This window comes from Anabaena sp. FACHB-83 (genome assembly GCF_014697485.1).
Taxonomy (GTDB): domain Bacteria; phylum Cyanobacteriota; class Cyanobacteriia; order Cyanobacteriales; family Nostocaceae; genus Nostoc_B.
In genome coordinates this window covers 100,117-123,361 of the sequence record NZ_JACJRY010000002.1, presented here as the reverse complement: position 1 = coordinate 123,361, position 23,245 = coordinate 100,117, and the positions used below count along the sequence as shown (strand labels likewise).

20 protein-coding genes are annotated in these 23,245 nt (G+C 40.5%); 12 read left to right on the top strand and 8 right to left on the bottom strand.

The window, feature by feature from the left end:
• Positions 1-91: 91 nt before the first annotated feature.
• Complete coding sequence (locus tag H6G79_RS02720; RefSeq protein ID WP_190591875.1) at positions 92-1,210, bottom strand: ABC transporter permease; 1,119 nt, start codon at positions 1,208-1,210, stop codon at positions 92-94.
• 317 nt (positions 1,211-1,527) lie between these two features.
• Between H6G79_RS02720 and H6G79_RS02715 the strand changes: the two genes are divergently transcribed.
• Positions 1,528-3,141, top strand: coding sequence for an adenylate/guanylate cyclase domain-containing protein (locus H6G79_RS02715; RefSeq protein WP_190591874.1), 1,614 nt, complete (start codon positions 1,528-1,530; stop codon positions 3,139-3,141).
• Between the two features lie 241 nt (positions 3,142-3,382).
• Here H6G79_RS02715 and H6G79_RS02710 read toward each other — a convergent pair whose 3' ends face one another.
• Positions 3,383-3,787 (bottom strand): four-helix bundle copper-binding protein, encoded by a 405-nt coding sequence (locus H6G79_RS02710; RefSeq protein ID WP_190591873.1) that lies wholly within the window; start codon positions 3,785-3,787, stop codon positions 3,383-3,385.
• An 842-nt stretch (positions 3,788-4,629) separates the two neighbouring features.
• Here H6G79_RS02710 and H6G79_RS02705 point away from each other — a divergent pair.
• Entirely contained in the window at positions 4,630-5,265 is a 636-nt protein-coding gene (locus tag H6G79_RS02705; RefSeq protein ID WP_190591872.1) for a restriction endonuclease subunit R, read from the top strand.
• A 2-nt stretch (positions 5,266-5,267) separates the two neighbouring features.
• Here the strand turns inward: H6G79_RS02705 and H6G79_RS02700 are convergent, their stop codons facing one another.
• Positions 5,268-6,821, bottom strand: a complete 1,554-nt coding sequence (locus tag H6G79_RS02700; protein WP_190591871.1) for an NAD(P)/FAD-dependent oxidoreductase — start codon at positions 6,819-6,821, stop codon at positions 5,268-5,270.
• A 28-nt stretch (positions 6,822-6,849) separates the two neighbouring features.
• On the opposite strand from H6G79_RS02700, the gene H6G79_RS02695 reads away from it, so the two are divergent.
• The 3 genes from H6G79_RS02695 to H6G79_RS02685 all read left to right on the top strand — a co-directional run bounded on the left by H6G79_RS02695 (position 6,850) and on the right by H6G79_RS02685 (position 10,011).
• On the top strand, positions 6,850-7,632 hold the full coding sequence (locus H6G79_RS02695) for an ABC transporter ATP-binding protein (RefSeq protein ID WP_190591870.1): 783 nt from the start codon (positions 6,850-6,852) through the stop codon (positions 7,630-7,632).
• 16 nt (positions 7,633-7,648) lie between these two features.
• A complete protein-coding gene (locus tag H6G79_RS02690; RefSeq protein ID WP_190591869.1) occupies positions 7,649-9,085 on the top strand; it encodes an MlaD family protein in 1,437 nt (478 codons plus the stop codon).
• 518 nt (positions 9,086-9,603) lie between these two features.
• Entirely contained in the window at positions 9,604-10,011 is a 408-nt protein-coding gene (locus H6G79_RS02685) for a hypothetical protein (protein ID WP_190591868.1), read from the top strand.
• A gap of 398 nt (positions 10,012-10,409) precedes the next feature.
• Here the strand turns inward: H6G79_RS02685 and H6G79_RS02680 are convergent, their stop codons facing one another.
• Complete coding sequence (locus H6G79_RS02680) at positions 10,410-11,609, bottom strand: acyl-CoA dehydrogenase family protein (protein ID WP_190591867.1); 1,200 nt, start codon at positions 11,607-11,609, stop codon at positions 10,410-10,412.
• 571 nt (positions 11,610-12,180) lie between these two features.
• Here H6G79_RS02680 and H6G79_RS02675 point away from each other — a divergent pair.
• Both H6G79_RS02675 and H6G79_RS02670 read left to right on the top strand, forming a co-directional pair.
• Positions 12,181-12,597, top strand: coding sequence for a TMEM165/GDT1 family protein (locus tag H6G79_RS02675; RefSeq protein ID WP_190591866.1), 417 nt, complete (start codon positions 12,181-12,183; stop codon positions 12,595-12,597).
• A 47-nt stretch (positions 12,598-12,644) separates the two neighbouring features.
• Complete coding sequence (locus H6G79_RS02670) at positions 12,645-12,938, top strand: TMEM165/GDT1 family protein (protein WP_190591865.1); 294 nt, start codon at positions 12,645-12,647, stop codon at positions 12,936-12,938.
• A 279-nt stretch (positions 12,939-13,217) separates the two neighbouring features.
• Here the strand turns inward: H6G79_RS02670 and H6G79_RS02665 are convergent, their stop codons facing one another.
• Positions 13,218-13,709: a DUF4149 domain-containing protein gene (locus H6G79_RS02665; RefSeq protein WP_190591864.1), complete on the bottom strand. Its 492-nt coding sequence runs from the start codon at positions 13,707-13,709 to the stop codon at positions 13,218-13,220.
• Positions 13,710-13,941: 232 nt separating this feature from the next.
• On the opposite strand from H6G79_RS02665, the gene H6G79_RS02660 reads away from it, so the two are divergent.
• The 3 genes from H6G79_RS02660 to H6G79_RS02655 are packed head-to-tail and all read left to right on the top strand — an operon-like array spanning position 13,942 to position 15,590.
• The gene (locus H6G79_RS02660; protein WP_190591863.1) at positions 13,942-14,517 is read left to right on the top strand and encodes a DUF2808 domain-containing protein; all 576 of its coding nucleotides are present in this window, start codon (positions 13,942-13,944) and stop codon (positions 14,515-14,517) included.
• Positions 14,493-14,621: a hypothetical protein gene (locus tag H6G79_RS37230; RefSeq protein ID WP_277877201.1), complete on the top strand. Its 129-nt coding sequence runs from the start codon at positions 14,493-14,495 to the stop codon at positions 14,619-14,621. Before H6G79_RS02660 ends, H6G79_RS37230 begins: the two co-directional genes overlap by 25 nt.
• 36 nt (positions 14,622-14,657) lie before the next feature.
• Positions 14,658-15,590 (top strand): DUF4351 domain-containing protein, encoded by a 933-nt coding sequence (locus tag H6G79_RS02655; RefSeq protein ID WP_190591862.1) that lies wholly within the window; start codon positions 14,658-14,660, stop codon positions 15,588-15,590.
• A 471-nt stretch (positions 15,591-16,061) separates the two neighbouring features.
• Here the strand turns inward: H6G79_RS02655 and H6G79_RS02650 are convergent, their stop codons facing one another.
• Entirely contained in the window at positions 16,062-18,653 is a 2,592-nt protein-coding gene (locus H6G79_RS02650) for a GAF domain-containing protein (RefSeq protein ID WP_190591861.1), read from the bottom strand.
• 1,070 nt (positions 18,654-19,723) lie between these two features.
• Here H6G79_RS02650 and H6G79_RS36580 point away from each other — a divergent pair.
• Positions 19,724-20,086 (top strand): four-helix bundle copper-binding protein, encoded by a 363-nt coding sequence (locus H6G79_RS36580; protein WP_242048189.1) that lies wholly within the window; start codon positions 19,724-19,726, stop codon positions 20,084-20,086.
• A 34-nt stretch (positions 20,087-20,120) separates the two neighbouring features.
• Here H6G79_RS36580 and H6G79_RS02640 read toward each other — a convergent pair whose 3' ends face one another.
• On the bottom strand, positions 20,121-20,348 hold the full coding sequence (locus tag H6G79_RS02640; protein WP_190674079.1) for a hypothetical protein: 228 nt from the start codon (positions 20,346-20,348) through the stop codon (positions 20,121-20,123).
• A 224-nt stretch (positions 20,349-20,572) separates the two neighbouring features.
• Here H6G79_RS02640 and H6G79_RS02635 point away from each other — a divergent pair, with 224 nt between their 5' ends.
• The gene (locus H6G79_RS02635; protein WP_190591859.1) at positions 20,573-21,211 is read left to right on the top strand and encodes a hypothetical protein; all 639 of its coding nucleotides are present in this window, start codon (positions 20,573-20,575) and stop codon (positions 21,209-21,211) included.
• 392 nt (positions 21,212-21,603) lie between these two features.
• Here the strand turns inward: H6G79_RS02635 and H6G79_RS02630 are convergent, their stop codons facing one another.
• A complete protein-coding gene (locus tag H6G79_RS02630) occupies positions 21,604-23,034 on the bottom strand; it encodes an LCP family protein (protein WP_190591858.1) in 1,431 nt (476 codons plus the stop codon).
• Positions 23,035-23,245 lie beyond the last annotated feature (211 nt).

Sequence of the window (23,245 nt, the reverse complement as noted above, 5' to 3'; positions counted from 1 at the left end):
TTGTCTATGAAGATTGGGTGTAAGGGTATATAGCGTAAGGGTTTTAGATACATACACCCCTACACCCTTACACCCTTACACCCTTACACCCTTATCTTTGCAAACTGCGAGGATCAAGGGCATCTCTTAAACCATCACCAAGTAAGTTAAATGCTAATACTGTCAAAATAATCAGCACGGCTGGCGGCCAAATTAACCAAGGTTGAAGTACCAAAATTGAAGCATTGCTGGCGAGGGAAAGCATATTTCCCCAAGAAGGATCAGGCTGTTGAATACCTAAACCAATTAAACTTAAAACTGCTTCAGAACCTATAAAACTCGGAACGGCTAAAGTTGCGGAAATAATTATATAAGTAGCAGTTTGCGGCAGAACATGACGCACAATAATGTAAAGAGGATTACCACCCATTGCCCGTGCAGCCTGGACAAATTCTCGTTCTTTAATCGAAAGTACTTGTCCGCGAACTACCCTTGCTAAACCAGCCCAACTAATTACAGATGTAATAATCACAATTAATAAAAAGCGTTGGGTACTACTTAACCCTGGTGGTAAAACTGCGCCTAATGTCACCAAGAGATAAATACTGGGAAAAGTCATTAATACTTCTGCAAAGCGCATAATGACGCTATCTAGCCAGCCACCAAAATAGCCCGAAATTCCCCCCAACAACAAACCGAGGGGGAAGGTAAAAATTACGCCAATAATGCCGATAAATAAACTAATGCGACCACCATGTAGCAAGCGGCTGAATTGGTCGCGTCCTTGGTCATCAGTGCCGAAAATATTTAATTTAGCGTTATTATCTGCACCAAATAAATGCCAAGTTAAGGGGATACCGGGAAAAATTGTGACTTCATCCCATTTGGGGGGTAGGGGTAAACTTAACTGCAACAGGCGGTATTCTGGCCCAGAGACAAATAAACGCAGAGGAGATGGCTTTGTTGAGTCTACAATTAACTGGCGATCGCCTGTCTTAATATCAGTGTTACCTTGAGTCGTCGGGTAAACATGGGGGCCGATAAATTTACCAGAGGTTTGGGAAACCCAATAAATTTTTGTTGGTGGTAGCAGTGAACCATTTGGTTGTGATACATAAGGGTCATAAGGAGCAACAAAATCAGCCGCAATCACCGCTACATAGAAAATTAACAGCAAAATTGCCCCAAACCGCGCCAAAGGGTTTTTCTTGAGTCTTTGCCACCAATTCATAATTTATTAGTCCTTTGTCATTGGTCATTTGTTGTTTTAGTTTACTATTGACACTATTGTTCGACGCAATATTTGTTCTTGCTCGACAGTTGGATAGCCTACCTGGTAAGAAAGCAAATAGCATATTGCAGTACCAAAATGTGTAAATTTTTACCTCATTTCAACGACAACATCTGTATCTGCGTGGATACTTAATTTAAGGTAGACAGTTGTCGGAATGCCATCAACAGTGCCATAAAGATAAGGTAAAGGATTTATCCTGGTATCCTTTGCGTTAATTATGGTTCCCTTGCTTCCAGGATAAACAAACCATACTCATGACTGAACTTACACTGCGCCTACAACAAGGAGAAACAGAAACAACGATAACAGTGAATCAAAATGAATTCACCATTGGTCGTTTACCAGAATGTGACCTTTACTTACCGTTTGGTGGTATCTCCCGAAAACACGCGCTGTTACGAAAAAAAGCAAATGGTACATGGGCTATTGAAGATTTAGGTAGTAAAAATGGTACGCAAGTCAATCAAAGCTTTGTAACTGCCACACGAGATTTACAAAATGGCGATATTATTTGGTTAGGAAATGTCAGCTTAGTAGTAAAGTTGGTTAATCCAATCATCCCAATCAAGCCTCCACCACCAATTGCTGATCATAACGAACAAAGAACCATATTACGCAACGTCAAACAATTACAACAGCAATGGATAGCGGCCGAAAGTCAGGATGATGATATTACTACTAAAAACAAAAGCATTGCCCGCCTCAAAGACTTAGTAGATATTGCCAAAAATCTCTGTGCAGCAGCATCAATAGAAGAAATTTTTTCCCAAGTCCAACAAGTAGTGTTTCGTTATCTCGAAAGTATTGACCGCTTGGCTTTATTAATTGATGTGAATGGGTGCAATCATCTAGAATTAGTCAATGCTGGGACGAGACATGCTGCGGAAAAAAAATATTTAGCAGCTGATGGTAGTTGGATTAGTCGGAGTATTTGTCAAAAAGTATTTGAAGAAAAAGTCGCAATTCAAACTGCTGATACACACAAAGATGAAAGATTTGCCGGCGAACATAGTATTTTAGTCAAAGGTATTCGCAGTGCAATGGCTGTACCTTTGTGGGATGAAAATAAAGTGGTTGGTGTTCTTTATGCTGATGCCCATCTTTCTTCTTATCATTGGGAAAGCGATGGCGCAGAAGAACTCAGCTTTTTTTCGGCTTTGGCAAATTTGGTGGCTTCGAGTGTGCAGCGTTGGCTATTAGTAGAAAAACTCAAAACCGAAGAAGTAATTCGTCACCGCTTAGAACGTTATCATTCTCCCGCCGTTGTCCAGCAGTTAATTTCTGTGGGTGGTTTACCAGATGGACGTTTACCGACAACAGAAAGTGAAATTAGTATTGTCTTTGCAGATTTAGTTGGGTTTACAGCACTTTCAGAAAGATTAACACCAAAAGCGATCGCCCAACTATTAAATAATTTATTTGAAGAAATGCTGCAAGAAGTATTCGCCTACGGTGGCACTTTAGATAAATATATTGGCGATTGTATCATGGCATTTTTTGGCGCTCCCGAACCACTGCTAGACCATGCAGACCGCGCCACCGCCGCCGCCAAAGGAATGCTAACTCGTTTGCAAAGATTGAACGCCAAAGGTTTTTGGGAAGAACCTCTACAATTACGCATTGCAATTAACAGTGGTAAAGCCGTTGTCGGAGATGTTGGCAGTTCCCAAAGAGTAGATTACACCGCCCTAGGCGCTACCATTAACTTAGCCGCCCGAATGGAAGCTGTTTGTCCCCCTGGTGAATGTGTAATTAGTGAAGCCACCTATCAAATGTTGACAGATGCTTCAGATTTTAAAGAAATGGGCGACCATCGGTTTAAAGGTATTGATAGATTAGTCAAGGTTTATCAAACAAAAATGAGTTAAGTCACATCTTGCATCCAGCGACTGAAGTAACCGGATAATTGAAATGTGCTAGGGTGTGAGAAATGATTCCAGAATTTAACTCAAGTAGATAATTCCTAATACCCCAAATGATTGACATTAAATAAAACAATGGCGATATCGTGACTGATATCGCCATTGTTTTGAATTTGGATTTTGATCACTGTAATGCGCTTATTGGTTTTTGTGAGAGACGTTGTGTAGAATGTCTCTACAAATTTCATTAACGAAATGAAAGCACATCTTCTGTAACTAAACTAGCTCTGCGAAAATAAGAAGCAGAATTTAAAGCCATTGCTTTGCAGTGTTCTGCACATTTACGGCAAATGGCAGCGCAGAATCTCATTGTAGGGTCTTCACTCATTTGTTCACAAGTTATTGCTGTGCGATCGCACATTTCCGCACACAAGCTACAAGCATTACCCATAAACTCGGAACCGTCGTTAATCATATTGACGCACATCATACACATTTCTGCACAGTCCCGCATCATCGACATCATAGTCATGTCTATGTATTGACCGCCCCGATTTTTGCAGTATTTGAGAGTATCAATACAAGTAGTGTGACATTCAATGCAGCTTTCTTTGGTAGCTTCTACGGTTGTAATTATAGATTCAGTCATCATAAGAGCAACTTCCTAAAATCTTAAATGCTGTGAGATAGTTCTTAATTAGTACGGTAAATGTTTATTTTTGGGATTTCAATAGGTTGCCAAATTCCCAGAACTCGAAGATCACTAAATCTATGAACTTGCTGTAAATTTAGCTGTTAAGTGAGATGTGTGCATCACCGAATCAGCCAAAATCCTGATGAATTAAGGCTGGAAAATATTTCACTTTTTTATCAAGTCTGAATTATGAGAACCGATTTCCCACTCCAATGCGGGACATTTACGGTTGCTGTGTCTGTATATAAGTAGCAAAATCTCAGACTTTAGTTACCTGAGACCAGAGGAATTTTTTACAATTTCTCTCACTACAATCTTTATTTATCAATGGTTTTAGGCATTGTAAGCAATGAGAGTATGTTTCTATGAAATATGCCATGAGTATATATACTCTAACTCGTTAAAAGTCAATATTTCCTGACTTTATTGCAAAATGTTGCGGATATGAGGCTCGACAGACAGGGTAGACAAGGGGACAAGGGAGAGAGATGTTTATAAATCATTTAGGATTCCTACAGCAGTTCTAAATATAATTTAGAGACAGCTTATTTTGGGTAAATGAGGTACAAACATAAAACCCAACGTTATGTAGAGACGTTATATGTAACGTCTCTACAGTATTTCATGAATATGCAAACGGCTATAATTACTACTAATATCTAATATCCATCTATAGGACTGATATTTGATTTCTGAAAAAAAATCAGTACATTCAGATCAGGCTTCTTTCCTACTCCCGACTCCCCATTCCCTATTCCCTACCTACACAAATAAATTCAGAAATCAAACCGGATTCCTATATGACATTACTTAATGCTCGTAATTTATCTTTAGAAGAAGTTCATCGGCTGTTTGGCTTTCAAAAACAGTATAATGACTCATTTTCTAACTTATTATCTTTAGAACCCATAAGCGAAGAAGAACAGCAAGAATTAAAGCAAATTCAAAATGATTTTGATAGATATCTTACTTCAGGCAAAGTTTCAGAAGGACAGGTAAAATTTCTAGCAGTCGCACCTTTACTGAGGTTGGCTGGCTTTTATCGCTATCCAATTGAAATCCTGTTAGAAGAAAACATTGCTGATATTGAGATAGAAGATGAAGACAAAATAATTAAAGGTAGATTTGATATTTTGGCGATTAGTAAAGCTAAACAGACAAAACCTCAAGCATATTTCTGGCTGCTATTAGTTGAATCTAAAAATAGTCAAGTTGATATATTTACTGGATTACCTCAATTACTAACTTACGCATATAAAAGTTTAGATAATCAGAAATCAGCTTGGGGTTTAACTACTAATGGTAGGAGTTATCAATTTGTTTATCTAGAACAAGGAAACCCACCAGTTTATCAACTGTTACCGTTGTTAAATTTTATGGAATCTATGCGGGCAATAGAACTATTGCAGGTTCTGAAAGCAATTTGTCAGGTATGAAGTTAAATTTGCCAATTTTTTAATAACTCTGCTGTTTGCGATCGCTCTACCAAGCTATTTGCACATAAAATACCAGAAGCGGCAACTGCTGGCACACCAATTCCGGGCATAGTGCTATCACCAACACGATATAAACCAGAAATTGGCGTGTGTGTACTAGGAAACATCCCCTTACCCGCAGCGATCGCCGGGCCATAGGTTCCCTGATATCTTCGTAAATAATGGGTATGAGTTAATGGTGTCCCGATCAGTTCTAACACTACACGTTCTCGAATATCGGGGATAATTCGCTCTAAGGCGCGATATAAAGTTTGGGCTTTCTCTTGTTTCTTGGCTTCATAACCCTGATTTCGTTCCCAACCAGCAAAGGGTTCTAGGGTGTAAGCATGAACTACATGATGTCCTTCTGGTGCGAGGGTTGCATCCCACACACTAGGAATAGAAATCATGCAAGTATTACCAGGGGTGGTGATATCTTGATCAGAGTCGTGAACTACAACGTGATGTCCTGTTAAATTTTCTAAGCCATCGCCACGAATACCCAAATGTAAATGAATGAAACTATCAACGGCGGGTGTATTCAAGGCAGTTTGACGATAAGCTGTGGGTAAATCTTCAGGACGCAATAGTTGATTGTAAGTATCCCAAATTGTGGCGTTGGAAATCACAATCGGTGCTGACAGAATTTCGCCATTTTTTAGCCGTACACCCACAGCTTTCTCCGACTCAATCAAAATTTGCTCAACGTGACAGCCTAAGCGTAACTTACCACCCCAGCGTTCTAACCCACGCACCAAAGCATTGACAATTGCGGCGCTTCCTCCAACTGGGTACTCTACACCACGCCCCCGTTCACCCAACATAAAAGCGACTTCTGGGGCAATTGTGCCATGTGCCTTTAAACCAGAAAGTAGAAAACATTCTACATCGATGAGTCTGCGTACCCAAGGGTCTTTGACAGTGGCATCCATGACAGTGCCGGCTGAAGACTGTACCAAAGGCAAGTACGGTAACATTTTACCCAGCGATCGCACATAATTCAGTAACACAAAAATTACCTGCCAATCAGCCCGTAAAGCCAAAGTCGGTATATCTTTCATCCCCTCATACAAACCTAACAAGCGGGTGACAAAATTCTGCAACTCTGCTGCACCTTGGGGTGTAATTGTTTGTAACTCCTGATGCAATCTTTGAAAATTGCTGTAAATTGCAATACTCGCTTCAGGAAAATGGTAGTGTCCTAAAGGATCATAAGGTATAACTTGAAGGGATTCCCCTAGAACATCCAGAATTTGTTTTACCGGGTTCAAACTATGGGTTCCTGAGAGTCCACAATAAAAAGAGGGGCCAGAATCAAATTCAAATCCTCGTCGTTTAAAGCTATGGGCTGCACCACCGGCAATTGTATGGCTTTCACAGACAATTACCCGCTTGCCATACCGCGCAAGCAACGCCGCAGCACATAACCCACCAATACCGCTACCGATGACTATGACATCATTTTTAGAGTGCTGAGTACTGAGTGCTGAGTGCTGAGTTAAGAGTGATGAGTTCATCTTCCTATTGACCCTTGACTAATGACTAATGACTGAACCACTAATTGAACTGAAAGGCGTGTCTAAGTCCTTTGGTAACAATAAGGTTTTAGATAATGTGGACTTGACAATTTACCGAGGCGAAGCACTGGGAATTATCGGCCCCTCCGGGACTGGGAAATCAACCATTTTGCGAGTGATAGCCGGACTAACTAACCCGGATGAGGGGGAAATTTATGTCCAAGGAGTCCGGCGCGAAGGGTTGATAGAAGATGGTGCTGACCCCATTGGTATTGGGATGGTATTTCAGCAAGCAGCGTTATTTGATTCTTTGAATGTAGATGAGAATGTCGGATTTTTACTGTATCAAAATTCCAAGTTACCGCGATCGCAAATTCAAGAACTAGTCAAAGAAAAATTAGACATGGTAGGTTTACCAGGAATAGGTCATCTCTACCCTTCGGAACTTTCTGGTGGGATGCGGAAACGAGTCAGTTTTGCCCGTGCAATTATGTCCAACCCCGAAAACCCCAAAGAAGGGCCAGAAGTTTTACTTTACGATGAACCCACAGCCGGACTAGACCCCATTGCTTCAACAGTCATTGAAGACTTGATTCGTGATTTACAAAGTATGCACGGAGTTTGCAGTACTTATGCCATTGTTACCCACCAAGATAGTACGATTCGCCGGACAGCTGATAGACTAGTGTTTCTCTACCAAGGTAGAGTGCAGTGGCAGGGTAAAGTGAGTGAGATGGATAGCACCGACCACCCATTAATTAGACAATTTATGAGTGGGAGTGTGCAAGGGCCGATACAAGTTGTTGGTTAGGTGGTTGGAGGAACAAATGCGAGAATTTATCACAAACCGTTTCACATCTAGACGAACGCTAAGAGAAGGTTCAGTCGGGTTATTGCTCTTGCTGGGGCTGGGTTCCTTTGGGGCGATCGTTCTGTGGTTGAATGGAGTGAGTGCAGGACGTAGCTCGTATAAGTTCATTGTCGAATTTGCCAACGCTGGCGGAATGCAAAAAGGCGCATCCGTCCGTTATCGTGGCGTGAAAGTCGGCAAAATTTCCGACATCCGCCCCAAACCAAACGCAATTGATGTAGAAATAGAAATTGTTCCCGCAGACTTGATTATTCCCAGTGATGTTAAAGTTGATGCTAACCAAAGTGGCTTGATTAGTGAAAGTATTGTCGATATTACACCCAGAACATCACTAGCTGCTAATGTCAAAGCCAAACCTTTAGAGAAAGGCTGTGACCAAAGTTTGATTATTTGTAATGGTTCTCGCTTAAAAGGTCAAATTGGTATTAGTGTTGATGACCTGATTCGCAGTAGCACAGAGTTAGCTACTTTGTACAACGATCCAAAATTTTATCAAAGAGTTAACCGACTTTTAGAAAGTTCCGCCGCCGCCGCCACCAGTGTCGCCGCCCTCAGTCAAGATGCTAGAGGTTTAACAAAAGGCTTTCAAGGACAGCTAAATACATTTAGTGCAACCGCCAATTCTGTACAACGCGCCACAAATGAACTCACTGCATCTACCACTAAAACAGCTAATCAATTAAGCGTAACTGCTAGTCAGTTTGGTGCAACCGCCAAAGAATTTGCTTCAACCGCTACGACAGCCAATCGTTTGCTAACTAACTTGAATGATTTGGTCACTACTAATCGTTCATCTTTAGTCGGTGCTTTGAATAATATTACCGAAACTAGCAATCAATTACGCGCTACAGTCGCTAGTTTATCACCATCATTAAATCGCCTAACCCAAGGCGAAGTAATCAAAAATTTAGAAACACTGTCAGCTAATGCCGCCCAAGCTTCTGCTAATTTACGAGATGCCACAAAAACTTTAAATGACCCCAAGAATGTCTTATTACTACAACAAACATTAGATTCAGCCAGAGTCACTTTTGAAAATACCCAAAAAATCACCTCTGATTTAGATGAATTAACAGGTGATCCCAAATTTAGAGATAATCTCCGGCAATTAGTTAATGGTTTGAGTGGTTTAGTTTCTTCTACACAAGAAATGCAGCAACAAATTCAGTTTGCCACAACTTTAGATGCGATGAAACTAGCAGCAATTAAACAAAATATAGTATTTCCCACAGCAGTGGCATCTGAACCATCAACCTTAATTAATTCGACAAATCCTGTTATCAAAACTTTAGAAAAAGAACCTCAAACTACCACTTTAGAAACGCTGAATACCTCCCAAGAAAAGTTATTACAGCAGCTACGAGAACATAGTAAACAACAAGAACCAAAATAGGAAGTTAAGGTAGATCAGGACTTACGCAAAAATTCTCGAAAGGCTTAATTTATCGTAGACGCGAAGCGGCTTCCCGCAGGGTACCGCCAAGTCGCCGAGAACGCCAAGAAATCGTAGAGTCTGCGTAAGTCCTATAGATATAGCAGAAGGCAGTGGTTCGACTACGCTCACCAAACGGATGTAACTTCGCTCAACCCTTTTTTAGTAAGGCTACTGAGCATTGAGCGACTTGCCTTGAGCGTAGTCGTTCGCGTTAGCGTCTCCGCAGGAGAAAGGAGTCGAAATGCGTCTTATAAATAAATAATTGTGTCTACCTACTTACAACGTCTCTACAGCAACTTGATTAAATCTAGAAATTGTCAACCTCTCCACTGCTATACATCTCAAGATATAGAAGCAATATAATTTTTTGATTTAAATCTATTCTCAAGATAGTAGATATACTTGCGGCAACATTCTAATCTAGTTCTCGAAGCTATGAAACAACATACTTTTCTTTAAATTCGAGGGCATAAATTATGGCTAATGAAAAATTTAAAAAAGCAGTAGATTCATCCGAAAGAGCAGAAGTAGATACTTATGATAGAGGCATTATACCTGCTGAAACTGCTGCTCGGAAAGAAAGAGAAGGAGATTTATATAAAACATTACCCACAGAAGAAAGAGAAGCAGCAGCCTCTACTGATGACCAAACCGACGCAGAAAGTATCCACACTACAGACGGTTACACAGTAGATAAAGAAGGTTTATTAAATAACTACGCAGTTGAACCAGAAATGTATTACGAAGTTCCTGGTGATGCACGTCAAGAAGCCGCCGAAGATAGCACACAACGAATGAACGAACTTCAAGAAGTCAATGAAGATAAAGCAGGCGAATTAACAGAAAAAGGTGACAAACGCGGTAGAGGTCAAGGAATAATTTAAGTAAGTGGACATAATTATCTTAGAAGACGCATTTCGACTGACGCTACGCGAACGCTCAATGCTCAGTACGTAGTGGCGTGGCAAGGCTAAAGTAGTGCATTAGATTTGGATAAAAACGCAGATAAACGCTGATGAACACAGATAAAATCTATTTTTTAATGCAACATTTAAGGCTTGCCACGCCAGTAGGATGTATTAGCGACAGCGTAACGCATCTACGCAAAGTTTTCGGTGCGTTACGCCTTACTCTAAATCCTTGGCTCTCTTCGCGGTTTGTTTCTTAAGATTCTGTGCATCTTCATACAGAATTAGTATCACTTGCCAACTGTTTGATAAAACTCCATCAATAACCTCTCTTAAACTTTTTAAGAGAGGTTTTATTTCACAGCACTTTCAACTCAGCACTCAGCACTTTTATTAAGTACTGCTTTTCCTAAAGATTGACAAATCACATCATGTTGTGGTGTGTGAATACGACTGCACAAAACATCACGATAATGTCTTTCTAAAGGATTTTTCTTCATTAATCCAGGATTACCGATAAGTTCTAAACCAATTTCTACTGCACGAATTGAATTGGTGGTGCTGAGATATTTTACAGCTTGTGCTTGTAATTCTACATTAGGTTCAGACTCGCCTTTGTCGACTGCTTGGGCTAAGTTGTAAATTAGTTGGCGGTTAGCATACAGCAGTGCTTCGATTTCACCGACAGCTATTTGAAAGCGTGACAAACTAGCAAGTGGTGTTCCCAAATTTGACGGAGTGCGATCGCCCAGGTATTCTATTAACCAGTCTCGCCCAGCTGTGGCAACTCCCAAATACAAAGCACTCAATGTCAAGCTGTTCCACACGGCTGTCATCGGGTCTGGTGGTGATTTAATAGAGACAGGACGAATATCTAAAGCATATTCATCGGGAATTAGGACATTTTCTAAGATTAAATCATGACTCCCAGTTGCTCTCATTCCCAAATGATCCCAAGTTTCGACAATTCGCAACCCAGGTAAATCACAAGGAACTAAAAAATTACCAACTTGGGGTTCATCTTCATCTGTTTTTGCCCAAACCACAAAGTAGCTGAGAATTGGACTACCTGTGGTGTATTGTTTATGTCCAGTTAACAGCCAGCCTTGTGGTGTTTTTTGGGCGGTTGTTGCTGGTAAACCGCCTCTGGCTGGTGTACCTAACTCTGGTTCTACACGGGCGGCGTTGATGAGGGCGGAGTTGGCGATCGCTTCCCGACAAACTTTCTTGTATACTTCAGGATGCCAGGAACGACTACGATTAGCTTTAGCATGTTGTAAATAGTGCATATTCAACACTAAAGCCGTAGAAGCATCACCACTGGCTATCCCCTCAATAACTTGACAAATACTAGCCAGCCCTAAATCCTGTCCACCCAAATCACGGGGAATAGTTAAACCCAACAGTCTTGCTTGATGCAGCGCCGTAAAATTTTCAAAAGGAAATGAACCATCTTTATCATGCACTGCGGCGCGAGTCGCAAAATCTTGTGATAGGGTTTTAACTTGATCAAAAAGTGACAAAGAAGTTTCTAAGCCTTGATTTACAAAGGTTTCTAATACTACTTGCTTCATTTTAATGCCAGCCCAAAATGGACTTAAAATTACAGATATTAGTCAATAAATCGCAAATAACAAAGTTGATATTTCCTCACTCAGCATATCTGAGTGAGGAGCAAAAACAAGAATTGGATAGACGCTTAGAACTACATTGACAAAACCCAAACCGGGGTTCCAGTTGGGAACAGGTTAAACAGCGACTGGGTTTTTTAGGACTTACGCATAAAAACGAAAAATCAAGGGTTTTGGCGAGGGTGCAAGGGTACAGGGTATAGGGGTGTATATAAGTAACCACGCAAAATTAATTACAGTCATTGCGAGCGAAGCGAAGCAATCCCAGCCCTTGCGATTGCTTCATTTCGCTTCGCTCCATTCGCAATGACTTTGTGTAATTAATTATGTTTAACTACTTATCTAAAACCCTTAAGCCACACACCCTTACACCCTTACACCCAATCTTCATAGACAATCTTTGTGCGTAAGTCCTGTTTTTCTCAAAAATATATCAGTTAATAGTTGCAATTTATGACAAATATCTGAGAAAATGAGAAGAATATGAAAAACTCCTAGTAACAAAAATCTGCCTGTGAAACTTGACACTGCGCCTGTGGTTATTTCTGCGAAAGACCTGCCAGAATTAAAAGAAAACGCTAAATCTCAACTGGATGCTGCAAATATTGAGCCTCTGCAATCTGTAATTACGGAAAGTCCCAAAAAGCGAGAATCGACATTTGTTGTTTTCAGCACAACATTCATTACGATATTTCTCGCAGAAATTGGTGATAAAACCCAGCTATCAACCTTATTAATGAGTGCAGAATCTCACGCGCCTTGGGTAGTGTTTCTGGGGTCTGCTGCTGCATTAATCAGCACAAGTTTACTAGGTGTACTTTTGGGAAGTTGGATATCTAGCCGCCTCAGTCCCAAAACTGTAGAAAAATCAGCCGGAGTTATGTTGCTGTTAATTTCCGTCATGCTGTTTTGGGATATATTGCAAGGTTAATTTATATCCCTATTCCCCACTCACCATTCCCTACTCCTCTTAACATTATGGATTGGCATCTTTTAGGACTAAGTTTTATTACAGTTTTTTTATCAGAATTAGGTGACAAAAGCCAGTTAGCGGCGATCGCACTTTCTAGCCGTGGCCAGTCTCAAAAGGCGATATTTTTTGGCACAGCAGGCGCGTTATTATTAACCAGCCTTTTAGGCGCATTGGCTGGCGGTGCAGTTGCAGAGTTATTACCTACACGGATATTAAAAGCGATCGCGGCTGTAGGTTTTGCAATTCTGGCTGCAAGGTTATTATTTTTTAACAATGAAGAATCACCCGAATCGGAATAAACACCTTGAAGAAGCAGTCAGAATCAATTTAATAAATTTTGACTAAAAAATGAGAACCCCAGTTTTTCTAAAAAGCTGGGGTTTTTTTACCTTCAATTTTCACCGACGGATTAGTTTTTCAATTCAAAGACAATATTTGTAGCACTTTTGAAGTTAGTGAGGTACACCATGAGTAATAAGTAAATTTCTGACTCATTACTTTTTTCAATCAGTTGCTGTAACTCATAAACATCGAATCTGCTGTAGGTGAGTTTCCTGTTATCGACTCCCAATTCCCTATTATTCAGCCTGCATCCGCCAGCATTGACCTAACAATATTCCGCCAGTCAACAGCTTCACTGCATCCAATACCCAGTAACCACCATGTAATAAATCCATTGCTGCGGGAATTGTGGATGTTTCAAACAAATTGAGATGAACACCAGCCGCGCACATATTGGGAGTTAAAAAATAAGTTTCTAGAAGAGATACTGTGAGTAAAATAACCGCAAACACAATAGTGTTAGGATGCCAGTTATGTTGAGTTTTACTCAAAGCCAATACACCAGTTAAAATGATCGCCGCCGATAACAACTCTATGCGATTAAAATTCCAAAAAATTGCGTAGCCTGCTGTAGTAAAACCAGCTTCATTCATCATGCCAGAAAAATAAAGGGTAGGCATTATTACCCAATCTAAAATCAGACTAGCACTTAACCAAAAACCCAAGGTCAACATAATGGCGGGTTGCCAAATTGACCGCTTGAATGCAAATGTAGAAAGTGTATTCATAATACGAAATAATTACTGTGCTTTTACTCTTAGTTTCTAACTTTAAGAGTAACTTTGACAACAAATATCAATTAAATTTTGCAAAATAGTATTAACTAAGACCAGAAATAAGTAACAAAGATGTAATAAAAATATTTATGCTTGTGCTTGTTTAATGCTGAAGATGATGGCAATAATACAGGCACGACGCACTCAACTTACAATATAAATTAAGTAACCATCCCAAAAATTTATGCGTCCTAAAGTATTATTGGGTGCAGTGATCGCCAGCATAACCTTAATCAAGGGCTATCTCCTGCCAAGTTACGCCATTCAATTACAAGATGGCACAGTGTATTTTGCACAACCACCCCGGTTAGTTAATACCGTCACTACTTATAACGAGATTTACGCCTGGGGTGCGACATATTACTTTACAATCAGTTTGCCAGAAAATGCGGGTGAACCACTACAACGCCTAGCGATTAATCAGCATGAAGGTGTAGACAATATTACTTTTGATTTAAACGACAGTGTAGCTTTTGAAGGTAAACCTTCTGGTAAGGGACAAAAGGTAGCATTACAAACTGTAACAGGCGATCGCAAAACCAGGACAATCACCTTGACATTTGACCCGCCAGTGTCTCCCGGTAAAACCATTACCATTGGTTTAAAACCCTGGCAAAATCCCCGCAGTAGTGGTGTTTATCTGTTTGGAGTCACGGCTTTTCCTACAGGTGAAAAATCCCACGGACAATTTTTAGGTTATGGCAGATTACACTTTTACAATAGCGGTGACTCAGCTTGGCGGCCTGGTTTCTGGCGCTAAAAAATCGTCATCAATTAATAAATAAGCTTGATAATTTATGTTTAATTTACCAGCGATCGCCATCAGATATCTTTTGTGATTATGGAGGGCGATCGCTTTGGTAAAATAACAGACATTATCCGGCGTAAATCATTTAAATAATGACGAGATTTATTCATGATCAATTCTCCAAAGACTATTTAGAAGAACTACTAAAACCCTTCGGACAAGTCCAAGCACCAAGCCGAGTCGCAGCCGAAGTCAAAGAAATAGACGTGTTATTTACACCAATTCCCAACCAAACAGCTAACTTAAACACCTTGGGAATATTAGGCAGAATGGCGACAACACCAGCCATCTTTGAACCCTTTCGCAACCCAGTATCCATCGAAGAAATTAAAGATTGTCTTTCAAAATCATTAGAAGTAAACAAGGCAATTCAGCGAGAAGCAAATCGCAGCAAAAGCAAAATCTCAGACTCAGAAATTCCTCAACAATGGATACTCACACCCACTGCATCAGAGTCAATCCTTACTGGTTTTGGTGCAGTTCTCAAATCAGATTGGGTGGAGGGAGTATACTTTTTACCTGAATATTTGCGAACAGCTATAGTCGTAATTCATCAGTTACCATCTATTCCCGAAACACTATGGCTGAGAATCCTGGGGCGTGGGAAAGTGCAGCAACGAGCGATTGATGAATTAACAGCACTACCAGCAAATCACCCCTTTCAAAAAGTGACGCTAGAATTACTTTATAGCCTGCAACAAAATTTACGAATTAACCAAAATATCGAAACAGATGATCGGGAGTTAGTGATGAGATTAGCACCACTGTATCAGGAAGACAGAGAACGCGCTAGACAAGAAGGTTTAAAACAAGGCTTACAACAAGGCTTACAACAAGGAGAACAACAGCTAATTCTGCGGCTGTTAAATCGGCGTTTAGGAGAAATCGATCTATCTTTAATCGAGCAAATTCAAGGACTATCTATTGAACAATTAGAATCTCTGGGAGAAGCATTGTTAGATTTTGCCACAGTGGCAGATTTAGAAGCTTGGTTAAGCCAACACAAAGATAAAACGAATCAGTAAACCGATTGAAAAAAGTAATGAATAATGAGTAATGAGTTAGAAATTTACTTATTACTCACTATTTATTACTCATAGTGTGATTCACTTACTTCAAAAGTGCTGTAATACCTGATTGTAGAGAATTGTAGAGACGTTGTATACAACGTCTCTACAGTATTTAATAGTAGTCACATATATCAAATATGAGTCCTATATAACAATCCTAAATGATATGTGAGAGTTCAAAAAGCCTCAAACGCTTATAAAACAAGGATTTTTATCTACGTATTTTCTCACGTTTGGGGTAGGATTGCTATAGCAGTCATATTTGATTTCTGAAAAAAAATCAGTACACTCGGATCAGACTTCTTTCCTACTCCCTACTCCCCATTCCCTACTCCCTACTCCCCATTCCCTACTCCCTACCTACACAAATTCAGGAATCAAACCTTATTCCTATAAATTGCATCTGCTCATATTACACAAATAATTTTACTTTTCATTAAACGTCCAAACGCCGTCATCCCAATCGAAATCAGTTGGGGGTGATTGTAGCCAATGCTGACAACGCAAAAGATGTAACATTGCTGCTTTATCTTGGTTGTCAAATGCTAAAACTTTGGCAAATTCAGCCCTCGCATAAGTGAACTGACGCTTGAGATAATACTCACGTCCTTTGTGATAGTGTTCGATAACTTGCAATTTTTCACTGGGAATTGGGTCAGAACGTAAACCAACTAATTCATAGATAGATACTGGTTCGTTTCTACCTTTGACACGAATGTAATCTAATTCTCTCGCCCAAATATATTCTTGGCAGGGTTTAAATGTATTGTCACTCAGAATAATATCGCAACCATATTGTTTGCTGACGCTTTCTAAGCGAGAACCCAGGTTAACACCATCACCAATGGCGGTAAATTCCATCCGCTTACTTGAACCGATATTGCCACTAATCACGGTATCGGAATTAATGCCAATGCCAATATTAATTCTTGGTTTATTCGCAGCGTAACGACGTTGATTAAATTCGTGCAAGCGATGACGCATTTCTATGGATGTTTGTACCGCCATCCAAGCATGTTCTTCTAAAGGTAGAGGTGAACCAAACACGGCCATAATGGCATCACCGATGTATTTATCGAGAGTGCCTTTATGTTTAAAAACCGCTTCTACCATTGATTCAAAATATTCATTTAGCATACTCACCACTTCTTCTGCTTCTAGGTTTTCTGTCAAAGTGGTGTAGCCGCGAATATCCGAGAACAAGATGGAAACTTCTTTGCGATCGCCTCCTAATTTGGCATCATCTAACTTGAGTAATTCTTCCGCCAATTCCTGAGTCATGTAGCGGTACATAGTACTCTTGAGGCGTTTCTCATCGCTAATGTCTTCCATCACCACCAACGCACCCCGGACTTGCTGTTGGTCGTTGACATCGGCTATGGAGTTAATTGATAAATTAATACTGTGTTGTTCTTGTTCTGTACCAGTGCTGATGAGCGTGCGGTCTGGATAATATTGCTGACGGCGTTTGATATCATCTCCGTGTAGAGCGTCTTGAAACCATTTGCTAAAGTCGCCTTCTTTAATTGCGATCGCTTCATCAATTGATTTCCCTTCTAAACGTTCTTCGGCTTCTACACCTAGCAAGCGTTTCGCACTTTCATTGGCAGCAATAATACAACCTGATTTATCGGTAGAAATAACACCATTAGAAAGACTCCGCAAAATATCTCGCTGCATTTGTTCTTGTTGCTTAACTGTGGCAAACAATTGAGCATTTTGCAGCGCCACCCCCGCTTGAATATTAAAAGCTTCCATAAAATCTTCGTCGTTGCGGTCGAAGCTGGCTTGGAAGCATTCTGGCGCTTTTGGCCAAGTTGCAGGATTATAAGGCGGAAATTCACCCGATTTCTTTTTATTGACCAACTGTGTAACACCAATCAATTGTTGATCGGCGTTAAACACTGGCATACACAATAAGCTACAGGTACGGTAGCCATTTTGTTGGTCAAGTTTTTTGGCTGTTTCTGAGTCGGGATTATCGTACAAATCAAAGGGAATATTTAGGGTTTTGCCAGATGCAGCCACTATCCCCGCAAAACCTTTACCGATGGGTACACGTAATTCTCTTTTTGTCCCATCATCTTGAGTAATTTTCGTCCATAATTCATGGCGATCGCGATCAATTAACCACAAGGTACTGCGATCGGCGTTCATCAGTTCCTTAGCTTCGTCCATTACCCGCTTCAGGGTATCTTCTAAATCCAAACTGCTTTGGCTCAAAGATTTGATGGCTTTCATCAACGCCGCCGCCGCCCTTTGTTTTTGCGTCGCCATGTAAAAAGAGCGCGAAGATTCTAAAATCAGGCGAATTGATGGCGCAAATTCTTGAAATAACTGTTCGTCACTGCGTGTAAAACCTACTGTATCAATTCGCTCTGCTAATGGGGCGTTGATATCGTGGATAGACTTTAATTTGTTCAGTAACTGCACTACTGCTACTAACTGCCCTTGTTCATTTAACAGTGGCAAAGCCAGCATTGTATAGGTACGGTAGCCGGTCACTTTTTCTTGGGCTTGGGCAAAGATTGACCGGGGGTCGCTATAAAAATCAAACGGAATATTAACTACTTGTTTGAGGGTGGCGACTTCACCCGCAATGCCTTTATCGGCTGGGATGCGAATTTCTAAGGAGCGATCGCCTTCTCCCGCCGCTACAATTGACCATAATTCTTGTTTTTCTTCATCTAACAAAAATATAGTCGTCCGGTCTGCTCCTAATAATTCCCCAGTTTTTAAGGTAATGGACTGCAACATTTCTTGCAGGATTGTCTCAAACCCATGAGAATCTAGCATTGACAGGGTTTGGTGTACAATCTGTAACTTATGCTCAACTTCAGTCACCACTTGTTTAAAAGTGTCCTGAGTCAAAGGAGCCAGAAAAGTAGAAATAGTTCCTTTTCTTCTAGCAAGGGCACCCACAGGAGCTGAATTGGGTTGTAATTGTTGATTTTCTTGGTTGTGAACACCAATAATTAAATCAGCGGTCTCCCCAACACCACGTTGATGCACTGTCATAAGTAGTTTTTTTATAGCAAGAATTAGACTTTAGGAATAATTAACAATGTCATTAGTTTTATTTATGTATAGCTCAAAGCTATACAAGGATTGACATTACCCACAGTTTAATCGCTTGTTGAGCAAGCGTCATCCTGCTTTACCCCTGTCTTTGCCAATCCTCGGTTTGATGGAATTTGGGCGTAAACAAATATAGTGCTTTTTCTGGCCATGTTCTTTGCTGAAGATACGATAGCGAAAACTCAGCTGTCATGCGGAATTTTCGTGGATGAGACCAAATTCCGTCAGATGTGATTGATCTGGCAGACAATATCTATGAGACTAGTATTTTGATAATTCCCAAAGTTTTGGCTAAACTAACAGCCCTAGTTTTTGGAAAGATGGTAGTTCCCTGTAATACTTTAATTTTATCAATTTTTAGATTTTTCTGGAGTTGACTCAATTTTGTACAAATTGCCCAGTGGCGATGATACTGAGTTCGACAAGGTAGACAAGGTAAATTGTTGAAATTATCTGTAAAGGCGGGGAGTAGGTAGGGGCGGGTTTACTCAATCAATCTGTACATAAAATTCTTCATCAACCCGCCCTTACATAAGTAGGAAAGAGCATTTTATTAGAGATTTTTGATTTATCAAGCATAGAAACTAGCGTTGATTATTGAATAAATCTAGATATCTGTGAATTACTAGAAATCTATCTTTAGACAAATGAAATTTCCCCAAAATTTCGTATTAAGTTTAAATTACTTTTTAATTGCTTGTTAAAGAAATATAACATTATTGAGGTCTGTAACATCGCTCTAGACTGACTTTACAGCTAGGCTTTGCCGCCGCGAAAGAATCTCCAGCCTAATACCGTAGTTTAAAAGCTGAATAGATTAATTATTTGCGAATAAACATCACTATTTTAGGGGTTATTGTTGAGTAATTCCGGTAAATTTATCGGAATTAATGTCTTCAAAAAATGATAAAAACGTCTATTGACCCCTGAAAAATATCAGATTAATGTTGTAGGTAAGTCCGGCAAAGGACGCGATAAAAGCATCAAAAAATCAGGAGATTTTTCTTATGATGATGATGATGATGACTGAATCCATGACTGCGGAAATGCAAACCTGTATGAACGCTTGCATGGAATGTCAGAAAATGTGCATGGAAACTATGACTTACTGCATGAGTAAAGGCGGTATGTACATGGATATGGCTATGATGGGCATGATGCGTGATTGCTCTGAGATGTGCATGATGTGTATGAACATGATGATGGGTGGTTCCGAATTTATGGGACGCACTTGTATGTTGTGTGCTGAGATGTGCGATCGCTGTGCCATGACTTGTGAAAAAATGAGCGATGATGCCAAAATGATGGAATGTGCCGCAGCTTGCCGTAAATGCGCCGAAGCCTGCCGTTCTATGAACATGATGCCTGCTTAATTTAATTACTTCGCAGAAGTTTCTCTGCAACCTATTATTCAAACGCCCAGACTGATACAGCCTGGGCGTTTGAAGTTGTTTTGGAGCAGAAGTCAGAACTTGTCATACCAAATTTAAAAATGATTGCGACAAATGAATTGCCCAAAAGCTTATACCATTTCACGAAATTACTGATAGAAATCGCTTCCTCTGCAACTCTGCTTCTGGTCGCCGAGCGTTCGCGCAGCGTCTCCGTCAGGAGAAGTCGAGGCGCTACTTGCATATCCGTATCATTTTTAAAGTGAAATGGTATTACCAGTAAAGCCTGTCTCAATCCAAAATCTGTCTTGAAAAGTTTGCTCAAGTCGGGGAACCCGCCCACGCAACTTTTCGCAAAATCTAAAATCCAAAATGGTATAACCTGCTATAAATTGCGGAAATTGTTGTGGAAAAGTTGGAGCTATTATTTCTGGATAGTTTAAAAGATCAGATTCCCAGGAGTGAATTATGCAAATTCACAACAAGCAAATTCAGCAATGGATTTTGTCACCAATTTTGATGAGTTTAGTCGCAGCAGGAACAATTGCTTACCAAGTTCCAGTTAATGCTTCTGTAACTAACCAAGCGATCGCAAAACCAATAGTGACATTAGCACAAGCTTCAGGAGTTTACCGCAGCGATCGCTTTCGTTTTCGCTTTGGTTACTCCAACAAAGATTTTGTCATAGATAACAAGATATCAACTCCGAAAAATAATGTTGGTGAGCCTCTCGCAGCTATTGACATCTGGACTAAACAACACGCCCAAAAAATTCGCGCTGGAGCTTATGCAGGTGGTACAGAATATCCTGCTAATGTTCAAGTTGCTGTATACAATAATCCCCGCAAATTCTCTTTGCAGCAGTGGATAAAACAGAGTAACCAGTTTTCCGCAACCCGTGACTTTAAATCTGCGAAAATTGCCGGACAAACGGGCGTAAAATTTTATTCTAGTGGGTTATACGAAAACGAACACGTTGCTTTTATTAGTCCTAAAGATTCTCGAATTATTGTTGTGTCATTATCCAAAACTGGTTACGGTAACAATGATGCTGTTTACAGACGAGCATATCAACAAGTTGTAAACTCCTTCACGTTCCTGAAATAGATCAAAAGGGATAGGGATGTACTTGCTCAAAACCCTTACACTTCATACTCTTTCACCCTTACACTCATTCTTAAATAGGACTTATACCAATTTAATATGAAGACGCATATAAAAATCAATTACCCCCCTTAATCCCCCCTTTCCAAGGGGAGGGTTAGGGAGGGGTAAAATACTGTGCAGCTTTACATAAAATTGGTATTACGCATCAAAACGAAAAATCAATGGTTTTGGCGAGGGTGTAGGGGTATAGGGGTATAGGGTGTATTTATTCAAAATCCTTACACCTAATCTCCACAGATAATCTTTGTGCGTGAGTCTTGAATAAAAAACAGCAGGGGAAAGGTGAATCCATTTTCCTCTGCTGTTGAAAAAGTCTGTGATTTAATTAATTGCTAATAAGATTGAGTCGACGAATCATTCAAAGGCATTTGATGTTGTAGCCAATCTTTGCCTACTTGAATGCTGACATCAGAATATAGGCTACCAGTGCTTTCGACACGGACTTCGCCAATTCCTAGAAGATCCCGTATTGATTCCGCACTACTGCCGTCTCCTTGTTGAGCAACAATGTGGGTGACTTCTAATGGTTCAGTCCAAGGCTTGGCGATATAAACATTCCGATAACCAGCCCTTTCTAAAGCGCGAATTAAAGGACGTAGGGCGGCGCGATCGCTTCCTGTGCTATCTTGAATGGCAACGCGCACAGAACCAGGATCACTCGCTTGTGGCTCAGTATTTTCAGCCTCTGATTCTAAGCCGAATTGTTTAGCCATAAGCTTGGCAATGCCATTTTTGCTAGGCAACCAATAGCTGGCATCATACTCGCCTTTCTCGCTAAAGCGTCCTGGCAGCATTAACATCTCCATGTTGGAGCGATTAGTCCGCACACCAAAGCCTAATAAAGCAACTAATTCTTCTACCGTTAAGTTAGTGTCAATGTGTTCTTTGACTACATTCAGAACTTTGGGTAATTGCGCTAAGGTTGCAGGGTTGAGGCTTTGATCAGTTAAAGCTCGGATGACCATTTGCTGGCGTTGAATCCGACCAATATCACCTAATTCATCATGACGAAAACGCAGCAATTGTAGTGCTTGGTCGCCGTTGAGATGTTGCTTACCCGCTTTTAAATTAATATATAGATGTTGAGATTCATCTTTGTATTTCATGTCTTTGGGAACATAGACTGTAACGCCACCCAAAGCATCAATGAGTTTAGCAACTCCCAAAACATTAATCCGAATGTAGCGGTCAATACCAACACCACCCAAGAGATTGCTGACGGTTTTGGCTGTTAAAGCCGGGCCGCCTTCCACATTGGCGGCGTTAATTTTTCTTGTGCCATAGCCTTCGATTTCTGTGCGAGTATCTCTGGGAATCGAAAGCATGACTATTTTTTTGGTCTGTGGGTCAAATTTGACCAATAGCATGACATCCGAAAGACCATCAAAAGAGTTGACTTGGGGCAAGTAGCGGAGGTTTTTAGCTTCTTCGGGAGGATTTTGAACATCGGGGGGTAGTACGCTCATCCCCATGACTAAAAGATTCACCGGACGAGTTAATTCAGAAAAGCGCAACCCACCACCGGCGATCGCATCGCTGTCAAAGACGGCTTCTTCTTGGGGACTGAGATCGGCTTGCTGCAATGGCGTTCTAGTCAAAGAAACCGCCAATAAAGCACCAGCCATTGCTGATACCATTGCAATGCCGCTCATCCCCACCCAGAACCACAACCAACGTCCCGATTTAGGGTTTATCGACTTTCTACCCTTCATATTGGGGGTTTTTGAGTGGTTTTCTTCCGCCGAAGTTCTTTGAATGGTCACAGACTTCCTCACACTTGCTGATTAAATTCGGTAAATTTGCAGATTATCAGTATGCAAATAATCAACTCATAGTAGTTAACTCTTAATTAACCATGTTGACTTTTCGCTATTATGTCAACCACAACACTTATAGCAGGATTTTTATTTTTTGGGGCAAATCCTGATATGTTTTATTGAAGTATGACAACAATAAGTCACTTTGACTAGATCC

Excerpts from the sequence above, each read along its gene's own strand:
- H6G79_RS02720 (WP_190591875.1), bottom strand. The coding sequence starts at position 1,210 with ATGAATTGGTGGCAAAGACTCAAGAAAAACCCTTTGGCGCGGTTTGGG.
- H6G79_RS02715 (WP_190591874.1), top strand. The coding sequence starts at position 1,528 with ATGACTGAACTTACACTGCGCCTACAACAAGGAGAAACAGAAACAACG.
- H6G79_RS02710 (WP_190591873.1), bottom strand. The coding sequence starts at position 3,787 with ATGATGACTGAATCTATAATTACAACCGTAGAAGCTACCAAAGAAAGC.
- H6G79_RS02705 (WP_190591872.1), top strand. The coding sequence starts at position 4,630 with ATGACATTACTTAATGCTCGTAATTTATCTTTAGAAGAAGTTCATCGG.
- H6G79_RS02700 (WP_190591871.1), bottom strand. The coding sequence starts at position 6,821 with ATGAACTCATCACTCTTAACTCAGCACTCAGCACTCAGTACTCAGCAC.
- H6G79_RS02695 (WP_190591870.1), top strand. The coding sequence starts at position 6,850 with ATGACTGAACCACTAATTGAACTGAAAGGCGTGTCTAAGTCCTTTGGT.
- H6G79_RS02690 (WP_190591869.1), top strand. The coding sequence starts at position 7,649 with ATGCGAGAATTTATCACAAACCGTTTCACATCTAGACGAACGCTAAGA.
- H6G79_RS02685 (WP_190591868.1), top strand. The coding sequence starts at position 9,604 with ATGGCTAATGAAAAATTTAAAAAAGCAGTAGATTCATCCGAAAGAGCA.
- H6G79_RS02680 (WP_190591867.1), bottom strand. The coding sequence starts at position 11,609 with ATGAAGCAAGTAGTATTAGAAACCTTTGTAAATCAAGGCTTAGAAACT.
- H6G79_RS02670 (WP_190591865.1), top strand. The coding sequence starts at position 12,645 with ATGGATTGGCATCTTTTAGGACTAAGTTTTATTACAGTTTTTTTATCA.
- H6G79_RS02665 (WP_190591864.1), bottom strand. The coding sequence starts at position 13,709 with ATGAATACACTTTCTACATTTGCATTCAAGCGGTCAATTTGGCAACCC.
- H6G79_RS02660 (WP_190591863.1), top strand. The coding sequence starts at position 13,942 with ATGCGTCCTAAAGTATTATTGGGTGCAGTGATCGCCAGCATAACCTTA.
- H6G79_RS02655 (WP_190591862.1), top strand. The coding sequence starts at position 14,658 with ATGACGAGATTTATTCATGATCAATTCTCCAAAGACTATTTAGAAGAA.
- H6G79_RS02650 (WP_190591861.1), bottom strand. The coding sequence starts at position 18,653 with ATGACAGTGCATCAACGTGGTGTTGGGGAGACCGCTGATTTAATTATT.
- H6G79_RS36580 (WP_242048189.1), top strand. The coding sequence starts at position 19,724 with ATGATGATGATGATGACTGAATCCATGACTGCGGAAATGCAAACCTGT.
- H6G79_RS02640 (WP_190674079.1), bottom strand. The coding sequence starts at position 20,348 with ATGCAAGTAGCGCCTCGACTTCTCCTGACGGAGACGCTGCGCGAACGC.
- H6G79_RS02635 (WP_190591859.1), top strand. The coding sequence starts at position 20,573 with ATGCAAATTCACAACAAGCAAATTCAGCAATGGATTTTGTCACCAATT.